This window comes from Janibacter sp. DB-40 (assembly GCF_029510815.1).
Classification (GTDB): Bacteria; Actinomycetota; Actinomycetes; order Actinomycetales; family Dermatophilaceae; genus Janibacter.
Genome location: NZ_CP120360.1, coordinates 1942049 through 1956320, shown reverse-complemented (window position 1 = coordinate 1956320; position 14272 = coordinate 1942049). Strand labels below are relative to the sequence as shown.

15 protein-coding genes are annotated in these 14272 nt (G+C 71.9%); 13 read left to right on the top strand and 2 right to left on the bottom strand.

The window, feature by feature from the left end:
• Positions 1-5 precede the first annotated feature (5 nt).
• From PVE36_RS09235 to PVE36_RS09180, 12 genes are all read left to right on the top strand, one after another.
• On the top strand, positions 6-2978 hold the full coding sequence (locus PVE36_RS09235) for a bifunctional [glutamine synthetase] adenylyltransferase/[glutamine synthetase]-adenylyl-L-tyrosine phosphorylase (RefSeq protein WP_277451811.1): 2973 nt from the start codon (positions 6-8) through the stop codon (positions 2976-2978).
• Positions 2979-3052: 74 nt separating this feature from the next.
• Positions 3053-4396, top strand: coding sequence for a histidinol dehydrogenase (hisD, locus tag PVE36_RS09230; RefSeq protein ID WP_277451809.1), 1344 nt, complete (start codon positions 3053-3055; stop codon positions 4394-4396).
• Complete coding sequence (locus PVE36_RS09225) at positions 4393-5511, top strand: histidinol-phosphate transaminase (protein ID WP_277451806.1); 1119 nt, start codon at positions 4393-4395, stop codon at positions 5509-5511. The genes hisD and PVE36_RS09225 overlap by 4 nt, the downstream gene beginning before the upstream one ends.
• On the top strand, positions 5508-6116 hold the full coding sequence (hisB, locus tag PVE36_RS09220; protein ID WP_277451803.1) for an imidazoleglycerol-phosphate dehydratase HisB: 609 nt from the start codon (positions 5508-5510) through the stop codon (positions 6114-6116). Before PVE36_RS09225 ends, hisB begins: the two co-directional genes overlap by 4 nt.
• Before the next feature lie 12 nt (positions 6117-6128).
• A complete protein-coding gene (locus PVE36_RS09215) occupies positions 6129-6722 on the top strand; it encodes a hypothetical protein (RefSeq protein WP_277451800.1) in 594 nt (197 codons plus the stop codon).
• Entirely contained in the window at positions 6719-7369 is a 651-nt protein-coding gene (gene hisH, locus PVE36_RS09210; RefSeq protein WP_277451798.1) for an imidazole glycerol phosphate synthase subunit HisH, read from the top strand. Before PVE36_RS09215 ends, hisH begins: the two co-directional genes overlap by 4 nt.
• Positions 7366-8109 (top strand): bifunctional 1-(5-phosphoribosyl)-5-((5-phosphoribosylamino)methylideneamino)imidazole-4-carboxamide isomerase/phosphoribosylanthranilate isomerase PriA, encoded by a 744-nt coding sequence (gene priA, locus PVE36_RS09205; protein WP_277451793.1) that lies wholly within the window; start codon positions 7366-7368, stop codon positions 8107-8109. Before hisH ends, priA begins: the two co-directional genes overlap by 4 nt.
• Positions 8106-8831 carry an SseB family protein gene (locus PVE36_RS09200; protein ID WP_277451791.1) on the top strand — a complete coding sequence of 242 codons (726 nt, stop codon included), beginning with the start codon at positions 8106-8108 and terminating at the stop codon, positions 8829-8831. Before priA ends, PVE36_RS09200 begins: the two co-directional genes overlap by 4 nt.
• 257 nt (positions 8832-9088) lie before the next feature.
• Positions 9089-9694, top strand: a complete 606-nt coding sequence (gene infC / locus PVE36_RS09195) for a translation initiation factor IF-3 (protein ID WP_277455803.1) — start codon at positions 9089-9091, stop codon at positions 9692-9694.
• Positions 9695-9738: 44 nt separating this feature from the next.
• Positions 9739-9933 carry a 50S ribosomal protein L35 gene (gene rpmI, locus PVE36_RS09190; protein ID WP_185992190.1) on the top strand — a complete coding sequence of 65 codons (195 nt, stop codon included), beginning with the start codon at positions 9739-9741 and terminating at the stop codon, positions 9931-9933.
• Between the two features lie 39 nt (positions 9934-9972).
• Positions 9973-10353 carry a 50S ribosomal protein L20 gene (gene rplT / locus PVE36_RS09185; RefSeq protein ID WP_277451786.1) on the top strand — a complete coding sequence of 127 codons (381 nt, stop codon included), beginning with the start codon at positions 9973-9975 and terminating at the stop codon, positions 10351-10353.
• A gap of 56 nt (positions 10354-10409) precedes the next feature.
• Positions 10410-11174: an RNA methyltransferase gene (locus PVE36_RS09180; RefSeq protein WP_277451784.1), complete on the top strand. Its 765-nt coding sequence runs from the start codon at positions 10410-10412 to the stop codon at positions 11172-11174.
• A gap of 78 nt (positions 11175-11252) precedes the next feature.
• Here PVE36_RS09180 and PVE36_RS09175 read toward each other — a convergent pair whose 3' ends face one another.
• Together PVE36_RS09175 and PVE36_RS09170 are read right to left on the bottom strand one after the other, a co-directional pair.
• The gene (locus PVE36_RS09175) at positions 11253-12812 is read right to left on the bottom strand and encodes a catalase (RefSeq protein WP_277451782.1); all 1560 of its coding nucleotides are present in this window, start codon (positions 12810-12812) and stop codon (positions 11253-11255) included.
• 43 nt (positions 12813-12855) lie between these two features.
• Positions 12856-13305 carry a Fur family transcriptional regulator gene (locus tag PVE36_RS09170; protein ID WP_277451780.1) on the bottom strand — a complete coding sequence of 150 codons (450 nt, stop codon included), beginning with the start codon at positions 13303-13305 and terminating at the stop codon, positions 12856-12858.
• Positions 13306-13400: 95 nt separating this feature from the next.
• Here PVE36_RS09170 and PVE36_RS09165 point away from each other — a divergent pair, with 95 nt between their 5' ends.
• On the top strand, positions 13401-14264 hold the full coding sequence (locus PVE36_RS09165; protein ID WP_277451778.1) for a hypothetical protein: 864 nt from the start codon (positions 13401-13403) through the stop codon (positions 14262-14264).
• Positions 14265-14272 lie beyond the last annotated feature (8 nt).

Sequence of the window (14272 nt, the reverse complement as noted above, 5' to 3'; positions counted from 1 at the left end):
ACCCCGTGACCCCGCCACAACGCCCTGAGCGCACCCTCGCCCGGCGCGGATTCACCGACACCCGCCGTTCCGAGCGACTGCTCGCCGACCCCGCGCTGGGCCTCCCGGAGGGGGCCGAGCAGGACCGGCTGATCCGCGCGTTGACGCGGGCGGCCGACCCGGACAGTGCACTGCTCGGGCTGGTCCGGGTGATCGAGTCCGCCGGCGACGGGGCCGAGGAGCTGCGCCGGGCCCTGCGCGAGGACGCGCGGGTCCGCGACCGGGTCGTCGGCGTGCTGGGGGCGTCCACGGCGCTCGTGGACCATCTCGTCGCCCACCCCGAGCAGTGGCGCGACGCGGTCGACGCCGAGCCGATGACCCCGGAGGAACGCACCGAGGCCGTGCTCGCGGAGATCGCCGAGCCGGGGGACCTCGAGCCGCAGGACGCGATGCGGGTGGCCTACCGGCGCCAGCTGCTCGGCATCACGGCGATCGACGTCACGGGTGAGGACCCCGTCGCGGACCTGCCGGACACGGCGGCGGCGCTGGCCGACCTGGCCGGTTCCGCCCTCGAGGCCGCTGTGCGCATCGCCGTCGAGGAACAGGGAGAGCCGGGTCGTGCGGTCCGTTTCGCCGTCATCGGCATGGGCAAGGCCGGCGGCCGGGAGCTGAACTACATCTCCGACGTCGACGTGATCTTCGTCGCCGAGCCGGTCGACGGCGCCGAGGAGGCCCCCGCGCTGGAGACCGCCTCACGCATCGCCACCCGGGTGATGCACGTGTGCAGCGACGTGACCGCGTACGGCACGCTGTGGCAGGTCGATGCGGCACTGCGCCCCGAGGGCAAGCAGGGGCCGCTGGTGCGGACCGTCGCCAGCCACCGGACGTACTACGAGCGATGGGCCAAGACCTGGGAGTTCCAGGCGCTGCTCAAGGCCCGCCACCTCGCCGGCGACGCGAGCCTGGGGGCCGAGTACCTTGCGACGGTCGGCCCGCTCGTGTGGCAGGCGGCATCGCGCGAGGACTTCGTCGACGACGTCCAGGCGATGCGTCGGCGCGTCGAGGAGCACATCCCGCGTGCCGAGGCGAAGCGCCAGCTCAAGCTCGGCCCCGGTGGTCTGCGGGACGTCGAGTTCTCCGTCCAGCTCCTCCAGCTCGTCCACGGCCGCACCGACGAGACCCTGCGCTCGCGCACCACGCTGGAGGCCCTGGCGGCGCTGTCCGCGGGTGGTTACGTCGGGCGCGACGACGCCGTCGTCCTCGACGAGGCCTACCGCGTGCTGCGCACCATCGAGCACCGGGTCCAGCTGCACCACCTGCGACGCACCCACCTCATGCCGACGGCGGAGGCCGACCTGCGCCGCCTGGGACGCTCGCTGCTGCTGTGGGACGAGCCGCAGACGAAGATCGTGGCCCTGCGCGCGCGACACTCCCGCGAGGTGCGGCGCCTCCACCAGCGCCTCTTCTACCGGCCGCTGCTCTCGGCCGTCGCACGACTCAGCCCGGCAGAGGCCAGGCTCACCCCGGACGCGGCCCGGGAGCGCCTGAGCGCGCTCGGCTACCGCGACCCGGCCGGCGCGCTGCGGCACATCGAGGTCCTCACCGAGGGGATGAGCCGCCGGGCAGCCATCCAGCGCCAGCTACTGCCGGTGATGCTCGAGTGGTTCGCCGAGATGGCCGACCCGGACGCCGGCCTGCTCGCCTTCCGCAAGGTCAGCGAGGAGCTCGGCGCCACCCACTGGTACCTGCGCCTGCTCCGCGACGAGGGGGAGGCCGCGCAGATCCTCGCCCACGCCCTGGGCGCCAGCCGATTCGCCGGTGACCTGCTGCTCGTCAGCCCGGAAGCGGTGCAGATGCTCGGGGAGGGGGACGGCCTGCGACCCCGCACCCGGGAGGAGCTGCTGCGCCGGATGCGTTCGGCCGCCGGGCGGAAGGACTCCACGGACTCCGCCGTGGCGGCGATCCGGGCGATCCGACGTGCGGAGATCTTCCGCATCGCCGTCGCCGACCTCGAGGACCGGCTCGCACTCGACCGCGTGGGGGAGGCGCTCACCGAGGTCAGTGAGGCGACGATCGAGGCCGCTCTCGAGGTGACCGCCGCCCACGTGGCCGCGCAGCGCGGCGCGGCCCTCGGGACCGACATCGTCATCATCGGGATGGGACGCTTCGGCGGTCGTGAGCTGGGGTACTCCTCCGACGCGGACGTGCTCTACGTCCACGAGCCCCGGCCCGGCGTCGACGAGCAGTCCGCGCAGGAGGCTGCGCTCGCCGTCGTGACCGAACTGCGGCGGCTCCTCGGCGCCGGCGGGTCCGACCCGCCGCTCGGGCTGGATGCCGACCTGCGGCCCGAGGGCAAGAACGGCCCGGTGATCCGCTCCCTGGCCTCGTACGCGGCGTACTACGAGCGCTGGTCGCACACGTGGGAGGCCCAGGCGCTGCTGCGGGCCCGGCCGGTGGCCGGGGACACGGACCTCGGGGAGCGCTTCATCGCACTCGTCGATCCCATCCGGTGGCCGGAGGGCGGCCTGAACCAGCGCCAGGTGCGCGAGGTGCGGCGCCTCAAGGCACGCATGGAGGCAGAGCGGCTGCCCCGCGGCGCGGACCGTCGGGCCCACTTCAAGCTCGGCATGGGCGGGCTCTCGGACGTCGAGTGGTCGATCCAGCTGATCCAGCTGCAGCACGCGCACGAGCACGCCGGACTGCGCACGCCGCGGACGCTGCCGGCCATGGCCGCCGCGGTCGAGGCGGGGCTGCTCTCGGCGGAGGACGAGCTCGTGCTCAGGGAGGCCTGGTCGATGGCCTCGCTGCTGCGCAACGCGGGGATGCTCTTCCGCGGGCGTCCGGTCGACTCCGTCCCCTCGAACCTGCTCGAGGCGGACGGGGTCGGGCGGATCGTCGGGATGGAGCCGCAGTCCGGGCTGGCGCTCGCCGAGTCCTACCGGCGGACCGCCCGGCACGCCCGCCACGTGATCGACCGGGTCTTCTACGGCGAGGAGTGATCCCGGCCACACGCGGCCGCGGTGCTGGTGAGACGCGGGACGGAGTGCGCCCGCGGCGAATCTAGACTGGTCCCATGCTCGCCACGATCGACCTGCGCTCCCAGCCCCTCGGTGCCCGGGACCTGCGTGCTGCCCTGCCGCGCGCCGAGTACGACGTCGAGGCCGCCCTCACGGCGGTCCAGCCCATCTGCGACGAGGTCCATGACCGCGGCGCGGCCGCGCTCTACGACTTCGCCGAGCGCTTCGACGGGGTGCGCCCGACCTCCCTTCGCGTGCCGCAGGACGTCCTCGAGGCGGCGGTCGAGGCGCTCGACCCGGACGTGCGGGCCGCCCTCGAGGTGTCCATCGACCGGGCCCGCACCGTGCACGCGGCCCAGCGCCGGTCCGAGACGACCACCCAGGTCGTGCCCGGCGGCGTCGTCACCGAGCGGTGGGTCCCTGTCGAGCGGGTCGGCCTCTACGTCCCCGGCGGGCGGGCCGTCTACCCCTCCTCGGTCGTGATGAACGTCGTGCCCGCGCAGCTGGCGGAGGTCGGCTCCGTCGCCGTCGCCAGCCCACCGCAGAAGGAGAACGTCGGCGTCTTCGCGGGCTACCCGCACCCGACGATCCTCGCCGCGTGCGCCCTCCTCGGCGTAGACGAGGTCTGGTCCATGGGCGGGGCGCAGGCCGTGGCCGGTTTCGCGCACGGCTTCGTCGACGAGGGCGAAGGGGGAGAGTGCCAGCCGGTCAGCCTCGTCACCGGTCCCGGCAACGTCTACGTCGCCGCCGCCAAGCGGCTGCTCAAGGGCCTCATCGGCATCGACGCCGAGGCCGGACCGACCGAGATCGCGATCCTGGCCGATGCCGGCGCCGACCCCGAGTACGTCGCCGCCGACCTGATCAGCCAGGCCGAGCACGACCCGCTGGCCGGGTCCGTCCTCGTCACCGATTCGACCGAGCTCGCCGATGCCGTCGCCGCGGTCGTGGAGCGTCGTGCTGCCGCGACCAAGCACAGCGAGAGGGTCGCCGAGGCACTGGGCGGTCGCCAGTCCGCCATCGTCCTCGTCGACGACCTCGACGCGGGGCTGCGCGTCGTCGACGCGTACGCGGCAGAGCACCTCGAGGTCATCACCGACGACGCCGCAGCGGTCGCCGCCCGGGTGCGCAACGCCGGCGCGATCTTCGTCGGCCCCTGGTCCCCGGTGAGCCTCGGCGACTACGCTGCCGGGTCCAACCACGTCCTGCCCACCGGGGGCAGCGCGGCCCACAGCAGCGGCCTGTCGGTCCAGTCCTTCCTCAAGGGCATCCACGTCGTGGAGTACACCCGTGAGGCCCTGGCCGACGTCGGCCCGCACGTGCTCGCCCTCGCCGACGCCGAGGACCTGCCCGCCCACGGCGAGGCCGTGTCCGCACGCACGACGGGGGAGGGGCAGCGGTGAGCGAGATCGAGCAGCTGCTGCGGCCCGAGCTGCGGGGACGCACGCCCTACGGCGCGCCGCAGCTCGACGTCGACGTCCAGCTGAACACCAACGAGTCCTCCTACCCCGTCCCCGACGAGGTCGTCCGCGCCGCCGTCGCGGCCCTGCACGAGGGGCTCAGCGGGTTGAATCGATACCCCGACCGTGAGTTCACGGCCCTGCGCAAGGCGCTCGGGGACTACCTGGTGCAGCAGTCGGGAGTCACCTTCCGTCCCGAGCAGCTGTGGGCCGGCAACGGCAGCAACGAGGTACTGCAGCACCTGGTCCAGGCCTTCGGCGGTCCCGGACGCATCGCCCTGGGGTTCACCCCCGCCTACTCGATGCACCCGATCATCACCGAGACCCTGGGGACCCGCTGGGTCGACGGGCAGCGCGATGCGCAGACCTTCGACCTCACCGTCGAGTCGGCGGTGCGGCAGGCGACGGAGGTCGACCCGCACCTGGTCTTCCTCTGCTCGCCCAACAACCCGACCGGGACGGCCCTGCCCTTCGAGGTCATCGAGGCGATGCTCGAGGCCGCTCCACGCGCCCTCGTGATCGTCGACGAGGCCTATGCGGAGTTCGCGCGCCCGGGCACGCCGACCGCGCTGTCGCTGCTCGCCGGCCACCCGCGGCTGGTCGTCACCCGCACCATGAGCAAGGCCTTCACGCTCGCCGGTGGCCGGCTCGGCTACCTCGCGGCGAGCCCCGACGTCGTCGACGCGCTCCGGCTGGTGCGCCTGCCGTACCACCTGTCCACCCCCACCCAGACGATCGCCCGCGTCGCGCTCGAGCACGCCGACCTCCTGCTCGAGACCGTCGAGGCGATCAAGGCACAGCGTGACCGCATCGTCACCGAGCTCGCCGGGCTCGGTCTGACGCCCGTACCCAGCGATGCCAACTTCGTGCTCTTCGGTGGGCTCGCCGATGCCCCGGCCACGTGGCAGGCTCTGCTCGACGAGGGGATCCTCGTCCGCGACGTCGGCATCCCCAACCACCTGCGCGTCACGGCCGGCACGCCGGAGGAGACGAGCCGGTTCCTGACGGCGATGGCCAGGCTGGTCCCCGCCCACACGTCGACGAAGGAGAACCCGTGAGCAGTCAGTCCCGCACCGCCACGGTGCGCCGAGGCACGTCCGAGTCCCGAGTCGAGGTGACCGTCGACCTCGACGGCTCCGGCGTCGGTGACGTCTCGACCGGGGTCCGCTTCTACGACCACATGCTGCTGTCGCTGGCCAAGCACAGCCTCATCGACCTCACCGTGCACGCCGACGGTGACGTCGACGTCGACGCGCACCACACGGTCGAGGACGTCGCGATCGTCCTCGGTCAGGCGGTCCGTGAGGCCCTCGGTGACAAGAGCGGGATCAGCCGCTTCGGTGACGCCACCGTCCCGCTCGACGAGGCGCTCGTCCACGCCGTCGTCGACGTCGCCGGTCGCCCCTACGTGGTGCACACCGGAGAGCCCGCCGGTCAGGAGCACGTGATCATCGGTGGCAACTTCGTCGGGTCGCTGACCCGCCACGTCCTCGAGTCCTTCGCGTACAACGCGGGGATCGCCCTGCACGTGCGTGTCCTCGACGGCCGCGACCCGCACCACATCGTCGAGGCGCAGTTCAAGGCCCTGGCCCGGGCCCTGCGGACCGCGGTTGCCCACGACCCGCGGGTCAGCGGCATCCCGAGCGCCAAGGGCGCGCTCTAGGATCGGCCGGTCATGAGCACTGCCGGCAGGGGAGTGGTCTGCCTCTCCGCGACCGCGGCCAGCGCCGCCGACTGGGTGCGCCGCGGGGTCGTCCCCTGCCACGTCCTCGAGCACGCGTCGTGGTCGGTCGTCGTCCCGGCCAGGGCGGCCTCCGCCGCTGCGGCGCCGTACGACGACGCCCTGACCGTGCTGGCCTCCCGGCACATCGGACCCCGGCTGAGCCCGGCCATCGGCCTCTTCCGCTTCGACGACGTCGCCGTGGTGACTGCACGCGCCGCTGGCCGGGCAGCGACCCGATGGGCCCTGCGCGATGCCGACGGCAGGGTCCTCGGGGGTCCGGACCTGCCGCCGCTCTCGCCCGACGACCTGCATCGCGCCCTGGCCAGCGGCGCCCCCGCCCGTCGGGTGCCCGTGCGCGAGGTCCGCGAGTTGTGGCGGCGCGTTGATCTGTCGCACGATGAGTGGCTCGTCGAGGTGACCGCGGTCCTGGGCCTGCCCGGTGGTCGGGTCCTCGACGGCACCGATACCCACCTCGGTCCGGTGATCGCGCCCCACGCCCGATCGGTGACCGGCTTCGAATCCGTCGTCAAGGATGTGCACCAATGACCATGCCTCGCGTCGCCGTGCTCGACTACGGCTCCGGCAACGTGCACTCCGTCGTGCGTGCCCTCGGTCACGTCGGGGCGGACGTCGAGCTGACATCCGACCGCGAGCGCGTCGTGTCGGCGGACGGCCTCCTCGTCCCCGGGGTCGGCAACTTCCACGCCTGCATGGCCGGACTCGAGGCCGTGGACGGCGCGGCCCTCGTCGACGCCCGACTCGCGGGCGGGCGACCGGTCCTCGGCGTGTGCGTCGGGATGCAGGTGATGTTCGACGGGTCGGACGAGCCGAGCGGGAGCGCCCCGCCCCGCCCCGGCCTGGCCCAGTGGCCCGGTACGGTCAGCCGGCTCCGCGCCCCCGTCGTCCCGCACATGGGGTGGTCGACGGTCACCGCAGCCGGCGGCAGCGTGCTCTTCTCGGGGATCGAGGAGGAGCGCTTCTACTTCGTCCACTCCTACGCGGTGGTCGACTGGGTCCTGCGCGTCGCCCCCGGGGGGCTGGCCGCAGCCGCTCCCCGCGTCACGTGGAGCGAGCACGGGTCCCCCTTCGTCGCGGCCGTCGAGAACGGCCCGTTGTCCGCAACGCAGTTCCACCCGGAGAAGTCCGGGGACGCGGGACTGCGCCTTCTGAAGAACTGGGTGATGTCACTGTGACCACGACCGAGACCCCGCGGCTGGAGCTGCTTCCCGCCGTCGACGTGCGTGGGGGGCGGGCCGTGCAGCTGCAGCAGGGCGTCTCCGGCTCCGGCTGGGACTTCGGCGACCCCCTGCAGGCCGCGCAGGCCTGGCAGGAGCAGGGCGCCGAGTGGATCCACCTCGTCGACCTGGACGCGGCCTTCGGCGAAGGGAGCAACCGTGACCTGCTCTCGGGGATCGTGCGCGGGCTGGACCTGAAGGTCGAGCTGAGCGGCGGGATCCGCGACCAGGACTCGCTCACGGCGGCGCTCGACTCCGGGTGCGCCCGGGTCAACCTCGGCACCGCCGCGCTGGAGAACCCCGAGTGGACGGCCCGGGCCATCGCCGAGCACGGCGACCGGATCGCGGTCGGCCTGGACGTGCGCGGCACGACGCTGGCCGCGCGGGGCTGGACCCGCGAGGGCGGCGACCTGTGGGAGACGCTCGCCCGCCTCGACTCCGAGGGGTGCTCCCGCTACGTCGTGACGGACGTGGCGAAGGACGGGATGCTCGCCGGGCCCAACCTCGAGCTGCTGCGCCGCGTCTGCGAGGCCACGTCGGCGAAGGTCGTCGCCTCCGGCGGCGTGACCACGCGGGAGGACGTCGTGGCCCTGCGCGAGCTGGTCCCCGTCGGGGTCGAGGGCGCCATCATCGGCTCGGCGCTCTACAAGGGCACGGTGACCCTCACCGAGGCCCTCGACGCGGCAGGCCGGCCATGACGACCCCCGGAGACTCGGCCGGAGTTCCGTGGCAGGGGCGCGAGCTCCCCACGGGTGGCTTCGAGGGTGACAGCGGTACCGCCGACCCCCGGTTGATGCGGGCGCTGACCACGGGGGGTGAGGCCGACGTGGTGCGCGCGCTGGCGAAGGCCCGCCTCCTCGTCCCCGTCACCGCCGTCGCCGGCGAGCTGGGCGAGGGTGCGCACGGCCACGCCTCCGACAAGGAGGCCGACATGGCCGTCGCGCTGCTGGAGCACCCCGACGGGCGCAGGGCATTGCCCGTCTTCACCTCGATGGAGGCCCTCGCGGCGTTCAGCACCTCGATGCGGCCGGTGGCCGTCGAGGCCCCGAGGGCGGCGCAGGCCGCGGTGAGCGAGCGCGCCGACCTCATCGTCCTCGACTGCGCGAGCGAGCAGGCCTTCGAGGTGCGTGCCTCGATGGTCTGGGCGCTGGCCCAGCAGCGGGAGTGGGTGCCGGCGCACGAGGACCCCTTCGTCGAGGACGCCGTCGCGCGGGTGTGCAGCACCCACGAGGAGGTCACCGGACACGCCCTGTCCGCGGGAGTCCCGGACGGCGAGGGAGTGCTGCAGGTCGAGCTGTCGCTCGCCCCGGGCCTCACCCAGGAGGGGATCGAGCAGCTCGTCACGTCGATCGCCGAGGAGCTGGCCACCGATGGCGAGCTGCGTGCCCGCGTCGACGGGTTGAGCTTCACCATTACCTGATTTCCGGCTCCGGCCGGGTCCCTGCTAATGTTGGCGGTGACCGGTCATCGTCCTCGTGACGGTGACGCAAGAGGAGCCTCGCTTCCCACCCGCGACGACCACATGGTTGCCGGGTCTCAGGTCTCGATGCGGTACGAGCCGCTGACGGTCCCCGTCGACAGCTCGTGGGCGTCGTGCTCTGGTGAGGCTCCTCGCAATCGGCGAGGAGCCTTTCTTCGTCGGTGGCGGGAGTGACACACCGAGCTAAGGAGCAGCACATCAGCGAGCCTCGCATCAATGACCGAATCCGCGTCCCAGAGGTGCGGTTGGTCGGCCCCAACGGGGAGCAGGTCGGCATCGTCCGCGTGGAGGACGCCCTCCGGCTCGCTGCCGAGGCGGACCTCGACCTCGTCGAGGTCGCTCCGATGGCCAAGCCGCCCGTCGCCAAGCTCATGGACTTCGGCAAGTACAAGTACGAAGCCGCCATGAAGGCGCGTGAAGCGCGCAAGAACCAGGTCAACACGGTCATCAAGGAGATCAAGCTCCGGCCGAAGATCGACAGCCACGACTACGGCACCAAGAAGGGCCACGTCGAGCGTTTCCTCAGTGCCGGGGACAAGGTCAAGGTGACGATCATGTTCCGCGGACGCGAGCAGTCCCGCCCCGAGCTGGGCTTCCGGCTGCTGCAGCGTCTGGCCGAGGACGTCGTCGAGCTCGGCACCGTGGAGTCCGCGCCGAAGCAGGACGGCCGCAACATGGTCATGGTGCTCGGCCCGACGAAGAAGAAGTCCGAGGCCCGCGCCGAGGCACGCCGCAAGAAGGACGACCAGGCCGCCGCCAAGGCAGCCGAGAGCAAGGGCAGCGACGCCCCGGCCGAGTCCTGAGCCCGCACAGAGACCAGCACAGCAACACGAAGGAGATCGGCGACATGCCGAAGAACAAGACGCACAGCGGTGCGAAGAAGCGTTTCCGGGTCACCGGCTCGGGCAAGATCATGCGCGAGCGGGCCAACCACGTCCACAAGTTCCACGAGAAGACCCCGCAGCACGCGCGGCGCCTCGCGAACGACGTCCAGGTCTCCAAGGCCGACGAGAAGAAGATCAAGAAGCTGCTCGGTCGCTGACCTGAGCCTCTTTTCCCACATACCTGAAGGAGTACTCACGTGGCACGCGTGAAGCGGGCGGTCAACGCCCACAAGAAGCGCCGGGTCGTTCTCGAGCGCGCCAGCGGCTACCGCGGCCAGCGGTCCCGCCTCTACCGCAAGGCCCGGGAGCAGGTCACCCACTCGCTGGAGTACAGCTACCGTGACCGCCGCGCCAAGAAGGGCGACTTCCGTCGTCTGTGGATCCAGCGCATCAACGCCGGCGCCCGGGCCAACGGGATGACCTACAACCGGTTCATCCAGGGTCTGCGCGCCGCCGAGGTCGAGGTCGACCGTCGGATGCTCGCCGAGCTCGCGGTCAACGACGAGGCCGCCTTCGCTGCCCTCGTCGAGGTGGCCAAGAGCAACGCCCCGGCCGCCGACGCCAAGGCGCAGGCCTGAGCGACCACCCCGGACGCCGGGAGCGCCCACCCCTGACCAACCCCGCCGCCGAGCGGGTGAAGCAGGTTCGTGGGCTCTCCCGGCGTTCTGTGCGTCGGCGCACCGGCCGTGTCCTCGTCGAGGGACCGCAGGGAGTGCGTGAGGCGGTGCGCTTCGCGCCGGAGCGCATCCGTGACCTCTACGTCACGTCGGAGGGCGCGCAGCGCTACGCCGAGTTCGTCGAACCGGCCCGCGAGCACGGCGTCGTGGTCCACGAGGCGAGCGAGGGCGTCCTCGCCGCCATGTGCGACGCAGACACTCCCCAGGGCATCGCAGCGGTCGTCGACTGGACGCCGGCGACACTCGCCTCCGTGCTCGCCGGTCGGCCCCGGCTGCTCGTCCTGCTCACCCACGTCCGCGACCCCGGCAACCTCGGCACGGTCATCCGGGGCGCGGATGCGGCCGGTGCCGACGCGGTTCTCGTCAGCGACGGGTCGGTCGACGCAACCAGTCCCAAGGTCGTGCGCTCCACCGCCGGATCGATCTTCCACCTGCCGGTCGTCACGGGGCTCGACATCGGTGCGGCACTGACCGCGCTGGACGATGCCGGGGTGCGTCGGCTGGCCGCCGACGGGGTGGGGGAGCGAACCATCGACGAGGTCGACCTGTCCACCCCGCACGCCTGGGTCATGGGCAATGAGGCATGGGGTCTGCAGGCAGGCACCCGTGACGCCTGCGACGAGGTCGTCCGCGTCCCGATCCACGGCCACGCCGAGTCGCTGAACCTCGCGATGGCCACGACGATCTGCCTCTACGCCTCGGCCCGGACGATGCGCGCCTGACGCAGTCGAAGGGGCGGGACCGGTCGGTCCCGCCCCTTCGACGGAGGTGCACGCATCCTGCGATGCCGTGCGGATCCCCTACGTGCGTGCGTGGGTGTCGGACTCCCTCAGCACCTCACCGGTGTCGACGTCGCCGCCGTCGTCGGCCGCCTTCTTCGCCTCGGTGATGCGGCGCCCGATCTCGGAGTCGATGTTCGTCCAGTACTCGAAGACCCGGGAGAGCACCGGGTCCTCGACCCCGTCGAGCGATCCGACCACTGTCTCGACGAGGCGGTCGCGCTGGTCATCGGAGAAGACCTCGCGCACCAGCGTCCCCGGCTGACCGAAGTCGTCGTCCTCGGCGTGCAGTTCGTACGCGGAGCGGACCATCGCGCCGTCCGCCTCCCAGCCGTCCTCGACCGGGCCCTCCTCGTCCGCGTACGGGCGCCCGAAGCTGTTCGGCAGGTAGGTGGGTGCGGCGCCCGTGTGCTCATAGCGCATCGGGCCGTCGAAGGTGTAGTGGTTCTGCCCGCCGATCGGCCGGTTGACCGGCAGCTGGTGGAAGTTGGGTCCGATGCGGGCACGGTGGGCGTCCGCGTAGGCGAAGACGCGGCTGAGCAGCATCTTGTCGGGCGAGTACCCGATGCCGGGCACGGTGTTGCTCGGCGCGAAGGCGGCCTGCTCGATCTGGGCGAAGAAGTTGACCGGGTTCTCGTCGAGGGTCATCGTGCCGACCTCGATGAGCGGGTAGTCCTTGTGCGACCAGGTCTTCGTCAGGTCGAAGGGGTTGAAGCGGTAGGTCTTCGCGTCCTCGTAGGGCATCACCTGCACCGAGAGCTTCCACTGCGGGTACTCGCCGCGCTCGATGGCGTCGTAGAGGTCGCGGCGGTGGAAGTCGGCGTCCTCACCGGCGATCCGTTCCGCGGCGTCGTTGGTGATCCCCTCGACCCCCTGCTGGGTGTGGAAGTGGTACTGCACCCAGAACCTCTCGCCGGCGTTGTTGACCCACATGTAGGTGTGGCTGCTGTAGCCGTTCATGTTCCGCCAGGTGCGCGGCAGACCGCGGTCACCCATGAGGTAGGTGACCTGGTGGGCTGACTCCGGGTTGTTCGTCCAGAAGTCCCACTGCATCGTGTTGTCGCGAAGACCCGATGTGGGCAGACGCTTCTGGCTGCGGATGAAGTGCGGGAACTTCAGCGGGTCGCGCAGGAAGAAGACCGGTGTGTTGTTGCCGACGAGGTCGAAGTTGCCCTCCTCGGTCCAGAAGCGCAGGGCGAAGCCACGAACGTCGCGCCAGGTGTCCGGTGAACCGAGCTCGCCGGCGACCGTGGAGAAGCGCGCCATCATCCGGGTCCTCGCCCCGGGCTGGAAGACGGCTGCCTTGGTGTACCGGGAGACGTCGCCCGTGACCTCGAAGTTGCCGAAGGCCCCGGCCCCCTTCGCGTGGGGCTTGCGCTCCGGGATGTTCTCCCGGTTGAAGTGCGCCAGCGTGTCGACGAGGTGGGCGTCATGGAGGAGCAGCGGTCCGTTGCTGCCCAGGGACAGGCTGTTGCGGTCGCTGACCGTCGGAGCGCCGTTGACCTGGGTCGAGGGGCCGGAGGCGTCGAGCTCACCCCTGGCATCGGCGCGGCTCTCGGGGTGGGACGGGGTGGATGACATCGTGCTGCTCCTCTTTCTCTGTGGGGTGGGGTGCAGTTGTGGATCAGGCCCGGGTGGCCGCCTCCGTCGCGCAGGCGGGGCAGGTGCCCCAGTAGATGACCTCGGCCTCGTCGATGGCGAAACCGTGGTCGTCGGCGGCATCGAGGCACGGGGCCTCGCCGGGTGCGCACTCCACATCGATCATCGTGCCGCAGGAACGGCACACGAGGTGGTGGTGGTTGTCCCCGAGTTCGATCTCGAACCGTGCCGGGTGGCCCGCCGGCTCGAACTTGCGCACCAGACCGATACCCGCGAGGGCAGCGAGGATGTCGTAGACCGCTTGGGTGCTCACCGACCCGAGGCGCTCGCGTGTGCACCGGGTGATGGTGTCGACGTCGGCGTGCGGGTGCGCGGACAGCTCGCGCAGCACGGCCACCCTCGGGGCCGTGACCCGCATGGAGTGCTCGCGGAGGAGATCCGCGGCGACGTCTGGGTCGATCATGGTGGTGCTCATCGCCAACAAGAATCCCACCAATACTTGAATGAGTCAAGAAAAAGACGGTGCTCCGAGCGGTCGCCATGGCGGGGCGGGACGTAAGTTGGTCGACCATGCACCTGCTCCGTCGTCTCCCCGGGCTCCGACGCCCGGAGACGTCCACCCACGAGCCCGGGGCGGTCATCCCCCTTCGCCCGGGGAGCACGGACGTGCCGCAGGGACTCGGCTACGACGCCGAGCACGAGGAGTTCGTCTACACCTTCTACGACCTCGGCGCCCCCGATGTCGGCTCGCTCGTCTTCGCGGACGCGGAGGGAGGGGTGACCGCGCGGGTGCCGCTCTCGGGTCTCGACCACTACGGCGGTGTCACCCTCCACGCGGGCCGGACCTACGTCTGCGGGGCAGGCAAGGTGCAGGTGCACGACACCGCGGTACTGCGGCAGGGGATCGCCGAGCCGCTGGCGACCGTCCCGGTCCGGGCCAGCTCCACGGTGACCTCCCACCACGAGGGGCTCTACGTGGCGAGGTTCCGGCGCGAGCGCCCCGAGCGGATGTACCGCTACGACCTCGACGCGGACGGGACCCCGGTCGAGACCGGTGCGGTCTTCACGGTGCCGCCGCGGACCCAGGGGGTGGCCTTCGCGGAGGACGGGACCGCGTACTTCTCCCGCAGCTGGGGACGGGCACGGCCCTCGGTCCTCACCCGGGTGGCGGCGGCGGACCTCGACGCGGACCGGGGTTGGACGGCGCAGAACGGCCGGGACACCGCGCTGCCCCCGATGGCGGAGGGCTCGGTCATCGTCGACGGGCGCCTCCACCAGCTCTACGAGTCGGGCGCCGTGCCCTATCGGCGTTACCGGCGTGCGCGCCTGCTCAGGACGCTGCTGCAGGGGCCGTTGGTGCCGCGCGAGCGTCTGACCGTCCACGACGTGGGCCGAGTCCAAGCCCCCGGGACCCACGGGCAGGGCTCACCGTAGACTCGGGC

What these genes read in the sequence shown, in the direction of transcription:
- hisD (WP_277451809.1), top strand. Translation starts at nt 3,053, where the DNA reads ATGCTCGCCACGATCGACCTGCGCTCCCAGCCCCTCGGTGCCCGGGAC.
- PVE36_RS09215 (WP_277451800.1), top strand. Translation starts at nt 6,129, where the DNA reads ATGAGCACTGCCGGCAGGGGAGTGGTCTGCCTCTCCGCGACCGCGGCC.
- hisH (WP_277451798.1), top strand. Translation starts at nt 6,719, where the DNA reads ATGACCATGCCTCGCGTCGCCGTGCTCGACTACGGCTCCGGCAACGTG.
- PVE36_RS09200 (WP_277451791.1), top strand. Translation starts at nt 8,106, where the DNA reads ATGACGACCCCCGGAGACTCGGCCGGAGTTCCGTGGCAGGGGCGCGAG.
- rpmI (WP_185992190.1), top strand. Translation starts at nt 9,739, where the DNA reads ATGCCGAAGAACAAGACGCACAGCGGTGCGAAGAAGCGTTTCCGGGTC.
- PVE36_RS09175 (WP_277451782.1), bottom strand. Translation starts at nt 12,812, where the DNA reads ATGTCATCCACCCCGTCCCACCCCGAGAGCCGCGCCGATGCCAGGGGT.
- PVE36_RS09170 (WP_277451780.1), bottom strand. Translation starts at nt 13,305, where the DNA reads ATGAGCACCACCATGATCGACCCAGACGTCGCCGCGGATCTCCTCCGC.
- PVE36_RS09165 (WP_277451778.1), top strand. Translation starts at nt 13,401, where the DNA reads ATGCACCTGCTCCGTCGTCTCCCCGGGCTCCGACGCCCGGAGACGTCC.